Genomic DNA, 18,857 nt, shown 5'->3' with positions numbered 1-18,857 from the left:
GCGAATCCCGCGGATCCCGCGGATCCCTCGCGTCCCCCATGCGATACTAGGGCTCTGGCATATGGATTGGGAGGTCATCGGCATGCGCGTGATTGAGCGTCTACCCCTTGAGACGGAGCGGCTCTCGCTGCGCCGCTACACGCTTGCGGATGTGCCCGCCATCTACCGTATTAACTCCAGTGAGGAGGTCACGCGGTACCTGCCCTTCGGGCCAATGATGTCCGAGGAAGACGCAAGAAGCCAGCTGGAGCGCTTCTTCCTCCCGGCATATGCGCAGGCAGATGCGGGGCAGACAGGACCCGACGGCCTCCCGCTTGACCTCAAGTTTGCCGCATGCCTCAAGGACACCGAAGAACTTGTGGGCATGGTCTTTGTCGAGACGTCCGACGGCTCGTGCGAGCTGGGCTACACGGTCGACCCACGCTGGTGGGGGAGGGGCATCGCCACCGAGATGTGCCAGACCGTGGTTGATCTTGCTCGCACGCTGGGCCTTGCGCGCCTTACCGCCACGGTTGACGTGCGCAACGTGGCGAGCGAGTGCGTGCTTGCCCATGTGGGAATGAAACCTCGCCGCCCTGCCGAAGGTACCTGGCAGGGCGGCGAGGTAGACGGGTGCCGCATGTGGGAGCTTGAGCTTCTCCCTAGTGGTGGAACAGCCTCAGGCCCGTGAAGCACATGGCTATGCCGTAGCGGTCGGCGACCTCAATTACGTTGTCGTCGCGGATGGAGCCGCCCGGCTCGGCCACATAGGTCACGCCGGAGCGGTGCGCGCGCTCGATGTTGTCGCCAAAGGGGAAGAACGCATCGGAGCCCAGTGTCACGCCCGTCTGCTGTGCCAGCCACTCGCGCTTCTCGTCTGCGTCAAGCACCTCGGGCTTCTCGGCAAAGATGCGCTGCCAGGCACCGTCGGCCAGGACTTCGTCGCGCTCGTCCGAGATGTAGAGGTCGATGGCATTGTCGCGGTCCGGGCGATGGATGCCGTCAACAAAGCGCAGGCCGAGCACCTTGGGATGACGACGCAGCCACCAGGCGTCGGCCTTGCTGCCCGCAAGGCGCGTGCAGTGGATGCGGCTCTGCTGCCCGGCGCCCACACCGATGGCCTGGCCGTCCTTCACGTAGCACACGGAGTTCGACTGAGTGTACTTGAGGGTGATGAGGCTCACGATCATGTCGATCTTGGCGGTCTCGGGGATGTCCTTGTTCTTGGTCACCACGTTGCCGAGAAGGTCGCGGTCGACCCTCGAGAAGTTGTGTCCCTGTTCGAAGGTGACGCCAAAGACGTCCTTATGCTCGACGGCGGGGCAGACGTAGTTGGGGTCGATCTGGACCACGTTGTACCTGCCGTGCTTCTTGGAGCGCAGGATCTCGAGCGCCTCCGGCGTGTAGCCCGGCGCGATGATGCCGTCCGAGACCTCGTGCTTGAGGTAGAGGGCGGTGCGCTCGTCGCAGGTGTCCGAGAGGGCCGCCCAGTCGCCAAAGGAGCTCATGCGGTCTGCGCCGCGCGCACGGATGTAGGCGCAGGCAATGGGTGTGAGCTCACCCTCATCGTCCACGAAGAAGGCCCTCTTGTCCTCCTCGGAAAGAGGCGTTCCCACCGCGGCGCCGGCAGGTGAGACGTGCTTGAATGACGCTGCCGCAGGCATGCCGGTTGCCTCGCGAAGCTCGCGCACGAGCTGCCAGGAGTTGAGCGCGTCGAGGAAGTTGATGTAGCCCGGCGTGCCGGAGAGCACCGCCACAGGCAGCTCGGAGCCATCCGCCATGAAGATGCGTGCGGGCTTCTGGTTGGGATTGCAGCCGTACTTGAGTTCAAGCGAGTTCATACGTTTCCTTTCCTGTGTTGTGCCTTTGCCTCTTTGCCTGCGGACTCAAACAACGCTTCGCGAACTCGCCGCAGGCAAAGAGGCAAAGGCTAGCGGAGAAGAACGACAAGACTTGACGTAGTACGGCTGCAAGACCATCAGCCGTGACACGCAAGCAAACCTAAAAGAGCTGCAAGCAAAACAGGGGGTGGAGGCGACGAGGGCCGGCGGGCGCGTGGCCTGTCTTCCCCGCGGCGAGTTCGCGGAGCGTTGTTTGAGTCCGCGGGGAAGACAGGCCACGCCAACCCACCGCCGGCCCTAGTCGCCGAGGTTCTTATTGAAGATGCGCACCTCGCCCTCCACGTTGGTGTAGAGCGAGACCTTGTTCTGGGGGTTGAGCGCCTCCCAGACCTCCTCGGGGCTCCCCATACCCACGTGAATGGGCTCTCCTGCAAAGCTGGGAAGCGGGTTGCCGTCTCCCTGGTAGGTGCTGATGAAGTAGCCGCAGCCGCCATCGGAGCCCTCGTACGAGAAGAACTCGCGGGCGCAGCGCCCGTCTCGCGCGCGCTTGAGGATGGAGAGCTCAAACGAGCCATCGGGGTGCAGCACCGAGCTGATGCGCGGCGTGTAGTTGGGCTTGTCCGGCTCGTACTCGCGCGCCATGCAGCCTGCGATAAAGTCGCCCTTCTCGACGATGGTGTCGGTCTGGTCGCCGTTGGTCACCACAAGGTCCTCGCCCATGGTGCGAACGGGGTGGTAGATGATGAGGCTGGGGTCCTCGAGAAGCGCGGGGTCGTGCGCCTCGGTGCGAATGCCGTCCTCGGTCTTCACAAACACGCGGTTTCGGCTGTTGGAGCTGCGTCCCATGATCCAGTAGTAGACGCAGTGGCTGCCAACCACAATGCCGCGTCCGGGATAGGGGTTGTCGCGCAGTAGCTCGAGCAGATCCTCCATGGGTCCTCTCTTCTCTCGTGCGCACGCGAGCGGGCCCGGCCCCAAAAGACAGCAGCGGGCAAGCACCCACTCAGGTGCGCTTGCCCAGACGGTCGGCGGGTTGTGTTCACGCTGCTTCCCCGTGGTGTCCCACGATTATCCGTCAGTAACAGCGCGTTTCCTGTGGCTTCACTGTATCACGCCGAGAGGTGCGCGAGGCCTTGACATCAAGAATGCGCTGGGTTGCCATGCATTGGCGCAGGGGAAATGTAGCCCAGTCCCTCTCGACTCCTCTATCTGTGGTTTAGCTGCAAGTGCGGCCATGCGGTGCAACTCTTGGCTGGCTTTGGGCAAGCTACTTCAGTTACGCCTGGGCCGCTCGAGGCGGCAGATATCAAGGGGGATTGCTTTGGCTGCTCGACCAACCGACAAGAACGACCGCGCGACCATACGTCGTACGCTGCACTACTTCTGGGGAGTCACGCGACAGAAGATGGGCGCCTTCGTGCTCTCCATCGTGAGCTCGGTGGGCTACATCGCGCTTCTCACCTTTGCGAACACCTACGTGATGGGCCTCATCGTTGACCGCGTGCAGGCATCGCCCGTCTCGGCAGACCAGGTGCTTCCCGTGTTTGGACCCTACGTGCTTGCCCTTCTCGTGGTTAACGCCGTTGGCCAGACGCTCTCAAAGCTCCAGGACTACTCGGTCTACAAGCTGGAGATCAACGGTGACTACCAGCTCTCGCGCCTGTGCTTCGACACGCTCTCAAACCAGTCGATGACATTCCACAACAGCCGCTTTGGCGGCAGCCTGGTGAGCCAGACCTCGCGCTTTGTCTCGGGCTACTCCGGCCTCATAGATGTGGTGACGTACTCGCTGTGGCCGACGCTTGCCTCCATCGTGCTCACGGTGGGCATTCTCGCTCCCATTGCACCACTCTTCGTGGCCATCCTCGTTGCGATGCTTGTGCTCTACGTGTTCATTGCCTATGGCATGTACCGGCGCATTCTTCCTCTTTCTGCAGAGGCCTCGCGTGCGCAGAACAAGCTTTCTGGCGTGCTCTCCGATGCGGTAACCAACATCCTCGCCGTCAAGACCTATGGTCGCGAGGACTACGAGCGTGGGCTCTTCACCACGGCCGACCGCGAGGCCATGGCAGCCGAGAATACCAACATGCGCGCCACCATGAGGCGAGGCTTCACCACTTCGGCACTCATCACCGCCATCATGTTCGTGGTCTCGATCTTCGTGGTGGGCGGTAACGCGTGGTTTGGGATAAGTGCCGGTACGCTCGTCATGATGTTCACCTACACGTACAACCTCACGATGCGCTTCAACTACTTCAACTCCATGATGCAGCGCATCAACCGGGCCCTTGGCGATGCCGCCGAGATGACGCGCGTGCTGGACGAGCCTACGCTCGTGGCGGACGACGCGGACGCAAAGCCGCTTGAGGTCACTGACGGTCGCATCGACTTCGAGGGCCTGCGCTTCCGCTACCCTGACGCGCCGCAGGATGACTATGTCTTCGAGAACCTCAACCTCCACATCCCAGCTGGTCAGCGCGTTGGTTTGGTGGGCCGCTCCGGTTCGGGCAAGACCACGCTCACCAAGCTGCTGCTGCGCCTGGATGACGTCCAAGAGGGGCGTGTGCTTGTGGACGGGCAGGACGTGAGCCACTGCACCCAGCAGAGCCTCCGCCGCCAGGTCGCCTACGTTCCCCAGGAGGCCCTGCTCTTCCACCGCTCCATTCGCGAGAACATCGCCTACGGAAAGCCCGGTGCCACGGAGGAGGAGATTCGCCGTGCCGCCGAGGAGGCAAACGCGCTCGAGTTCATAGAGCGGCTGCCGGACGGCTTCGACACCATGGTGGGCGAGAGGGGCGTCAAGCTCTCGGGTGGCCAGCGCCAGCGCGTGGCCATTGCGCGCGCCATTCTGGTTGATGCCCCGATCCTGGTGCTCGACGAGGCGACCTCCGCTCTTGACTCCGAGTCTGAGGCGCTTGTGCAGGGCGCGCTCGAGAACCTCATGCGCGGCCGCACCTCCATCGTGGTCGCGCACCGCCTCTCAACGGTGGCGTCGCTCGATCGCATCGTTGTACTGGCTAACGGCGAGGTCGTGGAAGACGGCACCCACCACGAGCTTGTGGAGCGCGGCGGGGAGTATGCGAGCCTGTGGAACCGACAGACCGGCGGTTTCTTGGAGTAGGGAAGGCCTTCTCCGTAATGAGCGCCCCGGCTTCGCGATCTGCTCTGCGAAGCCGGGGCGTTTTGCTCTTCCTTTACCCTATATGCGATAACTGATAAAAAATGTAATCCATGACATTTTTAGCTGTAGAAAAATGTAATCCATGACATTTTTAGCAATTTAAGTGCTAACCTTCTATCAAGGGACCAAGATGGGAGGATGGATATGAGGCGTAATGCGATGGGCTCCCTCATGGAATGGAAATCTCGCAGTTCTCGAAAACCGCTTCTGGTCTATGGGACCCGTCAGGTTGGCAAGAGTTACCTCATCAAGGAGTTTGCGAAGAAGGCGTTTGATGACTACGTTTTTCTTGACCTCGAACGGCAGGCCGCCGCACGCGCGGCTTTTGATGGGGACTTGGAACCAAATCGGGTGATTTCTAACATCGAGCAGGTCGCCAACCACAGCATCGATCCGCATCGGACCCTGATCTTTCTCGACGAGATTCAGGCAGCGCCGCGCGCGCTTGCATCGTTGAAGTACTTCTGTGAGGAACTACCGGACTGCTGCGTAATTTCCGCAGGAAGTCTGCTGGGAGTTGCTGTAAATCGCATCGGCTTCTCGGCACCCGTGGGTAAGGTGGAGACGCTCACGCTTCTGCCTATGACCTTTGATGAGTGGCTTGAGGCCACAGGGCACGGGCAGATGGTCGCGGGCATCTCGGAAGCGTATGCGCAGAAGGTTGCGTACCCCCTTCACGAACAGGCACTCGATCTCTACAGGGCATACGTGCTGACCGGTGGGATGCCCGAGGCGGTTGCCTCATATGCAAAGCATGGGGACTTCGCGGATGTGTCTCGTATCCAGCGCAACATACTCGACCTCTATGTTGCGGACATGGCAAAGTATGCCGAACCAGTCGAGACGGCTCGTATTCGTGAGGCATGGGCAAGCGTTCCCGCGCAGCTTGCGAAGGAGAATCACAAGTTCCAGTACAAGGTTGTGCGGTCTGGCGGGAGGTCGAGCCAGTATGCCGTAGCGCTTGATTGGCTCGAGACCGCCGGGCTTGTGAACCGTTGCGTTCGCATCTCGTCAGGCCAGATTCCCCTGAAGATGCAGGAGGACCGGTCATCGTTCAAAATATATCTTGCTGATACGGGGCTTCTCTCCGCCATGATGGAGGTTTCGCCAGCGGTGATGTTTGACGAGGCGGCACGGAAGCTACTCGATGCTGGCGCACTTACCGAGAACTATGTGGCGCAGAACCTCGTTGCGAGTGGGTTTACTCCTCGCTACTGGACAAGCGGGAGAACCGCTGAGGTCGATTATGTCATCGAGGATGGTGGCGCACGGGCCATTCCCGTAGAGGTTAAGTCCTCTGGCAACGTCCGCTCGCGCAGCCTCTCGGTCTATCGCGAGAAATACAAGCCAGCCTGTTCGCTGCGCTTGTCAACTCGAAATTTTGGAATGACCGACGGCGTAGAGAGCATCCCGCTCTACGCCGCGTTCTGCCTCAAGAAGGATGGGCTTGCGTAACGCAAACCCATCCGAGCATGGCTAAGCCCACGCGTGCTGGGCGAACTGGGGGTCGTCCTGCCAGATGGTGACTGTGCCCGATGCAAGCGTTGCGGGAACGTCAATGAGCCGCTGGTTGGACGAGCCGCGGAAGCGCAGCGTGATGTCGTGCAGCTTCTGCACGAAGGGACCATCTACCAGGACGTTCAGGCAGGCGAGAATGCGGTCCATGTCTGGGGAGGCATGGTCGCCGTTGCCGGTGAGCTGCTCCCAGGTGCGGCCGGAATACATCCAGATGTTCTTCTCGGGGTAGGCCGCCCGCACGTGCTCGAGGAAGGGCGCCAGGGCCGTGGCGTTCTCTGGCTCCGTGGGCTCGCCGCCCAGAACGGAGAGCCCGTCGACGTAGGGCGCGGCAAGTGACGAAAGTATTTCTTCTTCGGTCTGCTGCGTGAATGGCTTGCCCGCTGAGAAGCTCCAGGCCTCCTCGTTGAAGCAGTTCTTGCAGTGCAGGCGGCATCCGGAGACAAAGAGCGAGGTCCTCACCCCAATGCCGTTGGCGATATCGCAGTACTTGATGGTTGCGTAGTTCATCGGGAGGCCCCTTTTATAGGAAGGTGCTAGTGGGTTGAGCGCTGTGGAACAAGGCCACGTATTCGTACCGTGTCGGCTGAGCGTTCATAGGTATATACGAGATAGAACGGTGCGACAGAGCACCGGCGTACTTCTCCTCCATACCTGCTTTTAAGGTATTCCGAGGAGAGGGGTGTGCCGCTTTCTGGAAAGGTCTCAATCATCGAGAGAACCGATTCGAGATATTTTCGAACGCGAGGAGAGTAGATAGTTTCGACGTCATCGAGAAACGAGAGGGCGTAGAGCATCTTAGCCATTGGCCGCCAGCCTCTCGTCGAGCGCGCTGAAGAAAGCATCGGTCTCCTCGATGTATGCCCCCTGCTCAAAGCAGTCATCCGAGGCCTTGATGCACACACGCATGCGCTCGGTGAGCGCCGCCTCTTCGGCGGCCTTGTTGATCTGCTGGTCGAAGAGCTCTTCGCTCATGAAGACAAAGGCGGCGTTGCCGTTCTCCGTGATGTGGACCACGTCCTTGCGGGCGATGTCCTTGATTTCGCGCTGACGCGTCTTGAGGGCTGCGGACGAGAAGATGGCAGTCATGGAAGCTCCTTAGTAGACGCAATTAGATACCTAATATCGTACCAAATCACGTACCAGATTCGTACTATCACCATAAGCCGTAGGGGCTGCCTTCTTTGCATGGTCCCATGACGCTCTGGAGGGGCAATTTGTCTTTTGCCCTTTAGCCGCCAAGCGCGTGCTGTGGCTGAAAGATGCCTCGCCCCTTTGTCCCGGCGCAGTTCCACAGCGCGTAGCGCGCGAGGATGTTTGAGCGCAGGGCAAAGGGGCGAGGCCTTCAGAGCTTACAGGTGCAGCACGCGATCCTTGATTTCTTCCGTACGTCCCTGGTTCCAGAACTGCGTGCCAATGTAGCCGCAGGTGCGACGGGCAACGTTGAGCTTGGACTGGTCGCGGTTGCCACAGTGCGGGCACTCCCAGACCAGCTTGCCGTCGTCCTCCACGATCTTGATCTCGCCGTCGTAGCCGCACACCTGGCAGTAGTCGGACTTGGTGTTGAGCTCGGCGTACATGATGTTGTCGTAGATGAACTGCATGACGCGGATGACGGCCTCGAGGTTGTCCTGCATGTTGGGGACCTCGACGTAGGAGATGGCGCCGCCGGGGGAGAGACGCTGGAACTCGCTCTCGAACTTGAGCTTGGTGAAGGCGTCGATCTTCTCGCGCACGTTCACGTGGTAGGAGTTCGTGATGTAGCCATGGTCGGTGATGCCCTTGACCACCCCGAAGCGCTTCTGCAGGCACTTGGCGAACTTGTACGTGGTGGACTCGAGCGGCGTGCCATAGAGCGAGTAGTCGATGTTCTCGGCGGCCTTCCACTCGGAGCACTTGTCGTTCATGTGCTGCATGACGGAGAGCGCGAAGGGCTTGGCCTCCTCGTCGGTGTGGCTCTTGCCGGTCATGTACTTCACGCACTCGTAGAGGCCCGCGTAGCCCAGCGAGATGGTGGAGTAGCCGCCATAGAGGAGCTTGTCGATCTTCTCGCCCTTGTCGAGACGGGCCAGCGCGCCATACTGCCAGAGGATGGGTGCGGCGTCGGAGAGGGTGCCGCAGAGGCGGTCGTGACGGCAGCGCAGGGCGCGGTGGCAGAGCTCGAGGCGCTCGTCGAAGATCTTCCAGAACTTGTCCATGTCGCCATCGGAGGAGAGGGCAACGTCAGGCAGGTTGATGGTCACGACGCCCTGGTTGAAGCGGCCGTAGTACTTGGGCTTGCCCGGCTCGTAGTTCTTGGCCTTGGCCACGTTGTCATAGCCGTTGCCCGAGCGGTCAGGCGTGAGGAACGAGCGGCAGCCCATGCAGGTGTACACGTCGCCGTGGCCCTCGGTCTCGCCCTTGGAGAGCTTGTACTCGCGCATCTTCTTCTCGGAGATGTAGTCGGGCACCATGCGCTTGGCGGTGCACTTGGCAGCCATCTTGGTGAGGTAGAAGTACGGGTCGCCCTCGTGGATGTTGTCCTCCTCGAGCACGTAGATGAGCTTGGGGAAGGCGGGGGTGATCCAGACGCCCTTCTCGTTCTTGACGCCCTGGTAGCGCTGCCTGAGCATCTCCTCGATGATGAGGGCGAGGTCGTGCTTCTCCTGCGCGCTGCGGGCCTCGTTGAGGTACATGAAGACGGTGATGAACGGCGCCTGGCCGTTGGTGGTCATGAGGGTGACAACCTGGTACTGGATGGTCTGCACGCCGCGTGCGACCTCGTCGTGCAGGCGCTTCTCGACCATCTCGTCGATCTGCTCGGGCGAGGCCTTGTAGCCGATGGTCTCCATCTCGGCGTAGACCGAGCGGCGAATCTTCTTGCGGGAGACGTCGACAAAGGGCGCGAGGTGCGTGAGCGAGATGGACTGGCCGCCGTACTGGCAGGAGGCCACCTGGGCGATGATCTGCGTGGCGATGTTGCAGGCGGTGGAGAAGCTGTGCGGGCGCTCGATGAGCGTGCCGGAGATGACGGTGCCGTTCTGCAGCATGTCATCGAGGTTGATGAGGTCGCAGTTGTGCATGTGCTGCGCGTAGTAGTCCGCGTCGTGGAAGTGGATGATGCCCTCCTTGTGCGCCTGGACAATGTCAGCGGGGAGAAGGTCGCGCATGGTGAGGTCCTTGGAGACCTCGCCGGCCATGTAGTCACGCTGGACGGAGACGACGGTGGGGTTCTTGTTGGAGTTCTCCTGCTTGACCTCTTCGTTGTTGCACTCGATGAGGGAGAGGATCTTGTCGTCCGTCGTGTTCTTCTGGCGCTTCTGGTTCTGGACGTAGCGGTAGATGATGTACTTGCGGGCCACCTCAAAGTGGTCGAGGGCCATAAGCTGGTCCTCGACGAGGTCCTGGACCTCCTCGACGGTGACCGTGTGGCCAGACTCCATGCACTCGTCGGTTACGTTGAGCGAGGCGAAGCGTATCTCGCGCTCGGTGAGGCGCTCGTCCTCGGGCACTTCCATGTTGGCCTTCCGGATGGCGTTCTCGATCTTTGCGACGTCGAACGTGACCTCGGAGCCATTGCGCTTGATGATCTTCATGTGCTCACTCCCTCTTGCGAATTGCCTGGCAGCCGACTGAAAACGTGCAACTGTTGGCAATGCATCTGGTTTGTCTCTCGTTGCGCTGCAGTGGATGCAGCGTTGCAGCGACGTCTACTATGCCACAATATCTTGTGCCCAGTGCACGAGATAAATACCGGATATTGTCTCTTGATATTTCACATTGCGTTGGGACATTGCAGAGTCATCGCAGGTGAGAAAAGAGCAGAAGTTCAAACATTTAAGATAACGATGCCATTTATCGATTCGATTTTCGGTGAACGGCGGAGGGGCCTTGTGTGCGGTGCGGTCCAAACGGCCGTATGGCCGGGCTTGGGGACTCGCGCGGGTGCCTGCGCTACCGTTGGCCCGTCCGGTTACTGCCGCCGGCCCCGCCCAATGTAACAATCGGGCGCGTCATTGTCCCAAGGCGTGTTCCGGCGACCGTTGGTGGTCTACAGTCCCATGCGTACATTACGCCTGCATCCGGGGAGGGGTGCGCATGCAGTTCTCAAAGAGGCTCGACCTGTTTGGCGACGAGGTCTTCGCCGCGCTTAACGCCAAGCGTCGCGAGCTGGAGGCACAGGGTCGCGAGGTGTTTGACCTCTCGGTTGGTACGCCGGACTTCGAGCCGCCGCATCACGTGGTCGAGGCGCTGCGAAAGAGCGCGGAAGACCCCGCCAACTGGAAGTATGCCCTGCACGACAAGGACGAGCTGCTCCAGGCCGTCTGCGACTACTACCGTACGCGCTTTGGCGTCGAGGGCATCACGCCTTCGATGGTCATGAGCTGCCGCGGGACGCAGGAGGGCATGGGCCACGTGTGCGCGGCGCTGGCAGACCCCGGCGACGTGGCCCTTATCCCAGACCCGTGCTACCCGGTCTTTGCCACCGGCACGCTTCTGGCGGGCGCAAAGCCCTGGTACTACCCGCTCACTGCCGAGCATGACTTCCTCCCGTGGGTGGAGGGCATTCCCGCAGACGTCGCGGATGCCGCCCGCTACATGGTGGTCTCGCTTCCCGCGAACCCCGTTGGCTCCGTGGGGACGCCCGAGGTGTACGAGCAGATCATCGCCTTTGCCAAGGCGCACGACATCGTGGTCATCCACGACAACGCCTACTCCGACATCATCTTCGACGGGCCGGCTGGCGGGAGCTTCCTCGACTACCCCGGCGCGCTTGACGTGGGCGTGGAGTTCCTCTCGCTCTCCAAGTCCTTCAACGTGACCGGCGCCCGCCTCTCGTTTTTGGTGGGGCGCGAGGACATCGTGGCTGCCACGCGCAAGCTCCGCAGCCAGGTGGACTTTGGCATGTTCCTGCCCGAGCAGGACGCGGCCATTGCCGCGCTCACCGGCCCGCGCGACTCGGTTGAGCGCCAGCGCCTGCTCTACCAGGAGCGCAGGGATGCACTGTGCGACGGCCTGGAGGCCGTTGGCTGGGAGCGACCCAACGCGCACGGGTCGATGTTCGTGTGGGCGCGCATCCCGCATGGTCGCATGGACTCCCAGGCGTTTGCGCTCGAGCTCATGGAGAAGGCCGGCGTCATTGTGACGCCGGGCGCGAGCTTTGGTCCCTCGGGTGAGGGCTACGTGCGCTTTGCCCTGGTCATGCCTCCGGAGCGCCTGCGCGAGGCATGCCAGAGGATTGGAGAGTCTGGGATCTAGCGGGGTCGCGTCTGCGGAAGCGCGGGTGCGGCACCGAGCGTGTTGTCGCTGCCGGGGAGCGGCCTCGGCGGCAGTCAGTCGGGCATGCCCGGCAGGGGGTGTTGAGATGAACTCGAAGAACTTCCAGGACCTGGTGAGATCTTCTCGCTCGTATCGGCGGTTCGCGGAGGACGAGCCGCTGAGCTACGGGGACCTCGCTGCGCTGGTGAACGCCGCGCGATTTGCGCCCTCGGGGAACAACATGCAGACCTTGCGCTTCCACATTGCGGTTGAGCCCGCGGAGCGCTCGGCGGTCTTCTCGCGTCTGCACTGGGCTGCGCTGCTGCGCGACTGGAACGGTCCGGCCGCGGGCGAGAGGCCCACGGGCTACATTGCCGTGTGCGCGCCCAAGGCCCTTGCGGCCAACCCCGTCCGCCTGATCGACACGGGCATTGCGGCACAAACGATTGCGCTGGCAGCGGCGTCGCGCGGGCTGGGCTGCTGCATGATCAAGAGCTTTGACGCCGACGTGAGCGACGTCATGGGTGTCTCAGCGGAGGACTACGTCACCGAGCTGGTGCTGGCCTTGGGCGAGCGTGGCGAGCGCGTGGTGCTGGAGACGAGCGAGACCGAGCACGGGCTTGCGTACTGGCGCGACGACGAGGGCACCCATCACGTTCCCAAGCTCGCGCTGGAGGACCTTCTCATTTAGAGGGTTGGAGCCGGGGGGCGCGATTTAGAAGCAATCACGTACAATGTGGGCCTTCCGGCGCCGATTTCTCGCTGGAAGGCCCGTTACCGCAGTAGTTGTGTATAAAACCTTTGCTGCGGCGTCAAATCCTCGCCGAAGCGGCCGTTATTGACGCTATCACGTACAAGACTGCCCTTTTAGGCGTCATTTTGGCGCCGGAGGATGAGACAAAGGGAAACTCCCTTTGTCTCATCCCAGCGACTGCAGGCCGATAAGGGCTGCGCCTATGGCGCCGCAGAGCTGCGAGTCCTCGTGCGTGGCGACCGGTGCCTTGAGCACCTCGGAGAGCGCGCGCACCACGCCCTCGTTCTGCGCGACGCCGCCGGTCATGAGGTAGGGCGGCTCGGCACCCACGCGGCTTGCGAGCGTGGCGGTCTTTCTCGCCACCGATACGTCGAGCCCGTGGATCACGTCGGGGGTGGGGGTGTTTGCGGCCACGAGCGAGACGACCTCGCTCTCGGCAAACACGGTGCACATGCTCGTGATGCGCACCTCGTGGCGCCACTCGAGGCCCCGGCGGCAGAACTCGTCGAGGTCCATCTCAAGCACGCGCGCCATGGCCTCCATGAAGCGCCCGGTACCCGCGGCGCATTTGTCGTTCATCACGAAGCCCGCCACGCTGCCGTTGGCGTTCAGGTGGATGACCTTTGAGTCCTGTCCGCCGATGTCGATGACCGAGCGCGCATCCGGCGCGAGGTAGTGGGCGCCGCGCGCGTGGCAGGTGATCTCGGTGACCGAGGAGTCCATGCCCTCGATGTTGTCGCGGCCATAGCCTGTCGAGACGCGCAGGGCAATGTCACCCGCAGCAAGGCCTGCCTGGGAGAGTGCCTCGTCCATCGCACGGGCCGCGGCGTCTGCCGCGCGGGCGCCGGTTGGCACAATGGCCGTGGCCACAATGTGCTTGTCTGCATCCATAATCACAACGTCGGTCGAGGTGGAGCCGGAGTCCACGCCCATGACGTAGGCCGCTGCCTTGGGGGCTGCGGGTGCGTCGCCTGACGCCGTCGGCGCGGGCTGTACCTGGTGCGCGGCACCGCCGCGGGCCCGCAGGGTTTCGCCAAAGGCCTCGAGTCTTGTGCGCAGCTGGCCCTCGCTCTGCGACGTGCCGTCCGTCTCAATCTTGACCATGGGAATCTCGTCCTTCTCCGCAAGGGCCCCGTATTCGAAGCCATAGTAGTCGCAGAACTTCATGGTGTGGTAGACCACGCCCTGCTGGCCGCGCTCGCCCACAAGCTCGCTCCGCTCGGCAATGTCATCCATGCGCATGCAGGGAATCTGGCCGAGAAGCGCCGGTGCGTACCAGTCGAGAAAAGCGTCGAGGGGGTCAGCCGCGGGGGTTGCACCGCCATCGCAGCACACGCCGCAGGCAGGACCCGTAGCCATCCGCGCGAGCTGGGGCGGGGGAGAGACCTTGAGGTGCCGGCTCGTGCAGGTGGCGTTCTCCACCGGCATGCCCACGCCCTTCTCCACCTCGGCGACAAGCGATGACGAAGCGTGCGCGCCCATGAGCGTCACGCGGTCGTCCGCGCACGCCACGCCCGTCCCGCAAGCGGCGCATGCCGCGCCCACGTCGAACTGCGCGCCGCTGTACGCGGCATAGGCGTCTGCGAGCGCCCGCAGACGGCGACGGAAGAGCGCAATCTCCGCAGGCCCGCGCCGGTGCGGCAGGTCGAGCAGGTACAGGAAGTCCATGCGGCCAGAGGCCTGCAGCACGTCGTAGACGCGGCGCACCACGTCGCAGCAGGTCACAAGCACTGCCTCGTGCACGTCGGCCGCCATCATGCGCTCGATGAGGCCCTTGCCGTAGCCGCAGAGGTTGGGATGCGCCAGCGCGTCGGCGTACGCAAAGGAGGCGACATCCGCCTCGGCGATGCGTGGTGTGGCGCCAAACCCCGCGAGGAGCTCGATGGGCGTGTACTTGCACGCGTAGAAGAGTTCGTTATGTTTCTGCTGTTCAGCTGGCATGTCTCTCAGCTTCCTTGCGCTTCTCGACCATCTCGAGGAAGGCCGAGAACCTCGTGGACATCTGACCCTCCATGCAGTTGGCGCGATCGCAGGCGTCGCCGTCGAGCACCAGCACGGGCCAGCCTGCCCCCTCGAGCTGCCGGCGGATGAGCTGCGCCGCGCCCGCCGTCTGCTTGCAGCCCCAGTGGCAGAAGAGCACCACGGCGTCTGCGTTTGTCTCGCGTGCGAGAAGCTCTATGCAGTTGGCCCGGCGCGTCGCCGGCCCGTTGAAGCAGCTGCGCACCAGGCGCTCGGCCATGAACTCGTAGGGGCTCGAGGCGTCGAACCACGCCTCGCCTGCGGTTGCGTGCTCAAACATCATGTCCGAGGCCACGATCTGCGCGGTCTTGCTGGTGTTCACAAGCTCGCCGAGCGACTCCAGGAAGTAGGGCGAGACGTGCACCCACACCAGGTTTACGCCCTCGTACGGCGAGGCAGCGAGAAAGTCGCGCTGCATCTCTCGCGCCAGGTCCTCGCACTCGGGGAGCCCCAGCGAGAGGTGGAGGTCGAGCATCTCCATCATGTCGATGGTCATGGTGTTTGCCAGGTAGCGCCCGCGCCGCGTGGGGAGCGTTTCCGCAAGCTCGCGCATGGTGCGCTCGGAGCATGCGCAGACCTCGCGCAGGCGCCCCTCGTCGAGCTTGCGTGAGAACGCGCCCTCGGCGGCGCGGCCCATCTCGCGAAGCTCGTCCGCCACATAGAGGACCGAGTCGCGTGAGACGTCGTAGGGAACGTCCACGTACACGTGGGGAACGTCCCAGAAGCGGCCCAGGGTCTTGAAGGTGAGATTGTTGGCGTCGCAGGCTACCGAGCAGCTCGCGAGCATGCGTGGCTTGCCCAGCACGCCCGAGGTTGCCATGCCCATGAGGATGCGGTGGTAGGAGCAGTACGTCTCGGGGACGCCGCGCCCCTCGGCTGCGGCGATAAAGCCGCCTTCCGCCTGGGCGCCGCTTGCGAAGGAGGCCACGGCCTCTGCCGTCACGGGGCGCGCTCCCAGCGCGTGGAATATCTCGTTGGGGGTGAAGATACTTGTGACCACGGCGTTGTCGAAGTCTGCGAGCGCGCCCACCACGGAGTCCATGAAGAGCTGGTAGCCGTGGTTGCCCGAGGGCAGAAGGTCGCCGTAGGGGGCCAGGTGGACCTTGCCGCGCATGGCCTGGAAGCCCAGCATGAGCCAGTTGCGCACAAAGCCTGGGCGCGTCGAGAGGTTCTTCTCGGCCACGCCTCCGTACCAGCCTATGAGGCGCTCGCCTGCCGAGGCGCCCGCCACGCTACGCCTCCTCGCTGCCGACGAGCTCGTGCACGGTAAGGTCGAGCCCGGACGCCTCGATGGCCTCGCGCGGGCCAAAGACGCAGACGCCCGCGGGGGCGGCGGTGGGCTCGAGCGCCGGCGCGAGCGAGCGCACGGCCTCGGAGGTGGTGTCGAGCTCCTGCTGGCGGATGATGTTTCGCCAGTTGGCGGGCCTGCCGTTGAAGTGCTGCATGTCCTGCCTGCGGGCAAGCGCGCGGGGCTTCTCGGGAGCGTCCTGCGCGGCCACGGAGGAGACGATGTAGCCGGAGAGCTCGTCGTCCGTGGGGGCCCAGTTGGCAAGCCATGCGGCGGCGCCGTCGTAGCGCTGGAGCGTGGAGGCAACGTTGGGGTCGCGGAACGACCAGAACCTGCGGATGCCCTCGGTGGTGTGGCTAAAGCCCACGCCGTAGGCGCCGCCCTTCACGCGGACCTCGTTCCAGAGGTAGTCGAAGGAGAGTGCACGTGTTGCCACCTGCCAGGTGCCCAGGGTGCCTGCGTCTGCCGTGGTTGGCGCGGCGGCGCGTGCCACGAAGGAGACGTTAGAGGGGATCACGAAGCCCTCGCGCGAGACCTTGGGGGTGGGAATCTGGAGCCTGTGCTCGCAGACGTTCTCGCCCTGCTCCTCGAGGCCCAGCGTGCCGCCAAGCTCCCAGAAGCGCTTGCGGTCCTCGGCGGGGCCGGTGAAGCTCACTGTGACCTCGTCCGCGGTGAAGATGCGGTCTGCCAGGTTGGGGAGGATCTCCTGGAGTGCCGGGAGCCTGCGGTCCCAGTTGGCAAGCAGGCGCTTGAGGAAGAGGTAGTAGTCGATGCCGCCCATCTGGCTCGATGCCACCGAGGCGGACGAGAAGTAGCTCGTTGCGCGCGCTGCGGCCGCCGCGTGGCCAGAGTTCACGAAGTACTGCTCGAGCGCCACCTTGCGCTGCGTGAGGATGTCGCGCATACGGTTGCCGTCGAGGTAGAGGGTCTTGCCCCAGACCTCCTGCGGGATGCTGGCCAGGGCGTCGACCTTCTCGGAGAGGGCGCTCGCGCTCACCACGAGCATGGGGCGGGCAAACGAGAGGTCGTTGTCGCGGCCGTAGGTCTCGTAGCCAAAGCCGAGGTTGCCAAGGTTTGCCTCGACCAGCGTGTCGAGGTCCGAGGCCGTGTGGAGCTTGGTGTCGAGCTTGCCGAGAAGGTCCGTGAGCACACCCACGTAGGGCAGCTCGGCAAAGCCAACGCGCCGCAGGTCAAAGTAGTGATAGACGTAGTCGATGTGGCGGGTGTCAAGCTCGTGGGCGAGGCAGGGGAGTGGCGCCTTTACGTCTGCGACCTCAGGGTCCGGTCGTGCCGGCTCGATGTCCGCGACGGTAAGCGTGGGCAGCGTGGCCAGGGCCTCAGGGGAGTCCGGCGCCTCCTGCTCGGCGCGGAGCGCCTCGACCTCGCGGCGCACGTCCTCGACGTCCTTGTCGCTCATCTGCGCGCGCAGGCGGGCAAGCTCGTCTGCCTCCTCGGCAGCGTCGCCGCCCTCGGTGGGAACGAGCTCGGCCAGTGCGGAGTGAGGGTTCTCGCACACAATCTCTTTGAGCAGGCCCTCGAACAGGCCGTTGTCCAGGCCTTTCTTGAGGTCGGCCAGCGCGTCCTCGTACTGCAGGTAGTCGAAGGGGTGGCTGTCGTCGTAGAGCCAGCTCGAGAGCGCCTGCATCGAGAGGGCCACGCCGTCTGTTGCCCAGGAGCCAAAGTCGCGCTCGCGCAGGTTGAACTCCGCCTGGGCAAGAGAGGCCTCGAGCTTGTCGCGCGGGATGCCGTTCTCGGCAAACTCGCGGCAGGAGTTCTCGATGAGCTTGCGGAAGCGCTCAGACACGTCCGCGTGGGCGCCCTTGAGCTGGAAGACCACCTCGGGCTGGGCGACGCCGTCGATGAGCGCTGCCTGGAAGTCGTTGGCAAGGCCGGCGTCGAGGACGCGGCGCTTGAGCGGCGCCTCGTTGGAGCCACAAAGCGCGTCGAGCAGCACGTCCACGGCAAGCACGCGCTCGCGCTGGTTGGACGTGGCAACAACGTACGCCAAGCCTACGGAGGCGTTGTCGGGGGTGGTTGCCATCTCGACCTTCACCGGGGCGGCGGTGACCGCGGGCTGGAGAGGCAGGGGGTTGGGCGCACCTGCGTTGCGGTTCTCGGCGCCGCGGAAGCGCTTGTCGATAAAGGCAAGCTCGCGGTCTATGTCCATGTCCCCGTAGAGGATGGTGTAGCTGTTGGGCAGGGCGTAGTGGCGGGCGTGCGCATCGAGGAAGCCCTCGTAGGTGAGGGTGGGGATGGCACGCGGCGCACCGCCAGACTCAAAGCGGTAGGGGCTCTGGGGGAAGAGCGCCCGGGAGAGCGCCAGGCTTAGGACCTCGTCCGGGTCGGAGAGGGCACCCTTCATCTCGTTGAAGACCACGCCGTTGTACGAGAGCGATCCGTCGTCTGCCGCCTCGAGGTGCCAGCCCTCCTGCTCGAAGATGCGACGACGGTGGTAGATGGCGGGGTGGAGAACGGCGTCAAGGTAGACGCCCATGAGATTCTCGAGGTCAGCGGTGTTGGTGGAGGCCACCGGGTACATGGTCTTGTCCGGGAACGTGAGGGCGTTCAGGAAGGTCTGCATGGACGTCTTGAGCAGGTTGACGAAGGGCTCCTTCACGGGGTAGGCGTCGGAGCCGCAGAGCACGGAGTGCTCGATGATGTGGAAGACGCCCGTGTCGTCTGCGGGCGGCGTCTTGAAGGCAATCGAGAAGGACTTGTTGGTGTCGGCGCACGAGATCCACATGGCGCGGGCGCCGGAGGTCTGGTGGCGCAGCACGTAGATGGTGCCGGAGACCTCGGGGACGGGTGTCGCGGAGACCACCTCAAAGCCGGCGTGCACACTGCCGGGCGCAAGGGACGGGTCGGGTGCGAGGAAGTCGCGCTGGGGTGCTGTGGTGATGCCTTCGGATGCCATGGTTCCTCCTTGCGGCCTTTGGCCGCCGATATCTTGTTTCGAGAAGAAGCTTAACACGCATGGTATGGTGCCCGTTTTTCCCGGTAAGCAGACCGGCGTGCTGTGGATGATGCATTCCGCTGTAGAAT

General features: G+C 63.4%; 14 protein-coding genes and 1 riboswitch. Of the genes, 5 read left to right on the top strand and 9 right to left on the bottom strand.

What is annotated here, in order from left to right:
- The first annotated feature begins 82 nt into the window (after positions 1 to 82).
- A complete protein-coding gene (locus BT122_RS01635; RefSeq protein WP_072354327.1) occupies positions 83 to 670 on the top strand; it encodes a GNAT family N-acetyltransferase in 588 nt (195 codons plus the stop codon).
- Here the strand turns inward: BT122_RS01635 and BT122_RS01630 are convergent.
- Together BT122_RS01630 and BT122_RS01625 are read right to left on the bottom strand one after the other, a co-directional pair.
- Entirely contained in the window at positions 642 to 1,820 is a 1,179-nt protein-coding gene (locus BT122_RS01630; protein ID WP_072354326.1) for a phosphoribosylaminoimidazolecarboxamide formyltransferase, read from the bottom strand. The two genes, BT122_RS01635 and BT122_RS01630, sit on opposite strands and share 29 nt — an antisense overlap.
- 297 nt (positions 1,821 to 2,117) lie before the next feature.
- Positions 2,118 to 2,753, bottom strand: a complete 636-nt coding sequence (locus tag BT122_RS01625) for an IMP cyclohydrolase (RefSeq protein ID WP_072354325.1) — start codon at positions 2,751 to 2,753, stop codon at positions 2,118 to 2,120.
- Between the two features lie 75 nt (positions 2,754 to 2,828).
- A riboswitch (ZMP/ZTP riboswitch) is annotated at positions 2,829 to 2,913 on the bottom strand.
- A 228-nt stretch (positions 2,914 to 3,141) separates the two neighbouring features.
- Here BT122_RS01625 and BT122_RS01620 point away from each other — a divergent pair.
- Together BT122_RS01620 and BT122_RS01615 are read left to right on the top strand one after the other, a co-directional pair.
- Complete coding sequence (locus BT122_RS01620; RefSeq protein ID WP_072354324.1) at positions 3,142 to 4,941, top strand: ABC transporter ATP-binding protein; 1,800 nt, start codon at positions 3,142 to 3,144, stop codon at positions 4,939 to 4,941.
- Positions 4,942 to 5,145: 204 nt separating this feature from the next.
- A complete protein-coding gene (locus BT122_RS01615; protein ID WP_072354323.1) occupies positions 5,146 to 6,456 on the top strand; it encodes an ATP-binding protein in 1,311 nt (436 codons plus the stop codon).
- 21 nt (positions 6,457 to 6,477) lie between these two features.
- On the opposite strand, the gene nrdG is transcribed toward BT122_RS01615, so the two are convergent.
- From nrdG to nrdD, 4 genes are all read right to left on the bottom strand, one after another.
- Positions 6,478 to 7,026, bottom strand: coding sequence for an anaerobic ribonucleoside-triphosphate reductase activating protein (gene nrdG / locus BT122_RS01610; protein ID WP_072354322.1), 549 nt, complete (start codon positions 7,024 to 7,026; stop codon positions 6,478 to 6,480).
- Between the two features lie 26 nt (positions 7,027 to 7,052).
- On the bottom strand, positions 7,053 to 7,322 hold the full coding sequence (locus BT122_RS10825) for a type II toxin-antitoxin system RelE/ParE family toxin (protein ID WP_177242178.1): 270 nt from the start codon (positions 7,320 to 7,322) through the stop codon (positions 7,053 to 7,055).
- Entirely contained in the window at positions 7,315 to 7,605 is a 291-nt protein-coding gene (locus BT122_RS01600) for a hypothetical protein (protein WP_072354321.1), read from the bottom strand. The genes BT122_RS10825 and BT122_RS01600 overlap by 8 nt, the downstream gene beginning before the upstream one ends.
- Positions 7,606 to 7,868: 263 nt before the next feature.
- Positions 7,869 to 10,091 carry an anaerobic ribonucleoside-triphosphate reductase gene (gene nrdD / locus BT122_RS01595; RefSeq protein WP_072354320.1) on the bottom strand — a complete coding sequence of 741 codons (2,223 nt, stop codon included), beginning with the start codon at positions 10,089 to 10,091 and terminating at the stop codon, positions 7,869 to 7,871.
- 502 nt (positions 10,092 to 10,593) lie between these two features.
- On the opposite strand from nrdD, the gene BT122_RS01590 reads away from it, so the two are divergent.
- Both BT122_RS01590 and BT122_RS01585 read left to right on the top strand, forming a co-directional pair.
- Complete coding sequence (locus BT122_RS01590; protein WP_072354319.1) at positions 10,594 to 11,754, top strand: aminotransferase class I/II-fold pyridoxal phosphate-dependent enzyme; 1,161 nt, start codon at positions 10,594 to 10,596, stop codon at positions 11,752 to 11,754.
- Positions 11,755 to 11,860: 106 nt separating this feature from the next.
- Positions 11,861 to 12,445 carry a nitroreductase family protein gene (locus BT122_RS01585; protein ID WP_072354318.1) on the top strand — a complete coding sequence of 195 codons (585 nt, stop codon included), beginning with the start codon at positions 11,861 to 11,863 and terminating at the stop codon, positions 12,443 to 12,445.
- 228 nt (positions 12,446 to 12,673) lie between these two features.
- Here the strand turns inward: BT122_RS01585 and BT122_RS01580 are convergent, their stop codons facing one another.
- The 3 genes from BT122_RS01580 to BT122_RS01570 are packed head-to-tail and all read right to left on the bottom strand — an operon-like array spanning position 12,674 to position 18,729.
- Positions 12,674 to 14,449, bottom strand: a complete 1,776-nt coding sequence (locus tag BT122_RS01580; protein WP_072354317.1) for an acyl-CoA dehydratase activase — start codon at positions 14,447 to 14,449, stop codon at positions 12,674 to 12,676.
- Positions 14,439 to 15,758 carry a 2-hydroxyacyl-CoA dehydratase subunit D gene (locus BT122_RS01575; protein WP_072354316.1) on the bottom strand — a complete coding sequence of 440 codons (1,320 nt, stop codon included), beginning with the start codon at positions 15,756 to 15,758 and terminating at the stop codon, positions 14,439 to 14,441. The genes BT122_RS01580 and BT122_RS01575 overlap by 11 nt, the downstream gene beginning before the upstream one ends.
- Position 15,759: 1 nt before the next feature.
- Positions 15,760 to 18,729 (bottom strand): insulinase family protein, encoded by a 2,970-nt coding sequence (locus tag BT122_RS01570; RefSeq protein WP_072354315.1) that lies wholly within the window; start codon positions 18,727 to 18,729, stop codon positions 15,760 to 15,762.
- Positions 18,730 to 18,857: the final 128 nt, after the last annotated feature.

The sequence above is a fragment of the Olsenella sp. kh2p3 genome (genome assembly GCA_900119625.1).
GTDB lineage: Bacteria > Actinomycetota > Coriobacteriia > Coriobacteriales > Atopobiaceae > Tractidigestivibacter.
The sequence above is the reverse complement of the archived record's forward strand: the minus strand, read 5'-3'. Positions and strand labels throughout refer to the sequence as shown.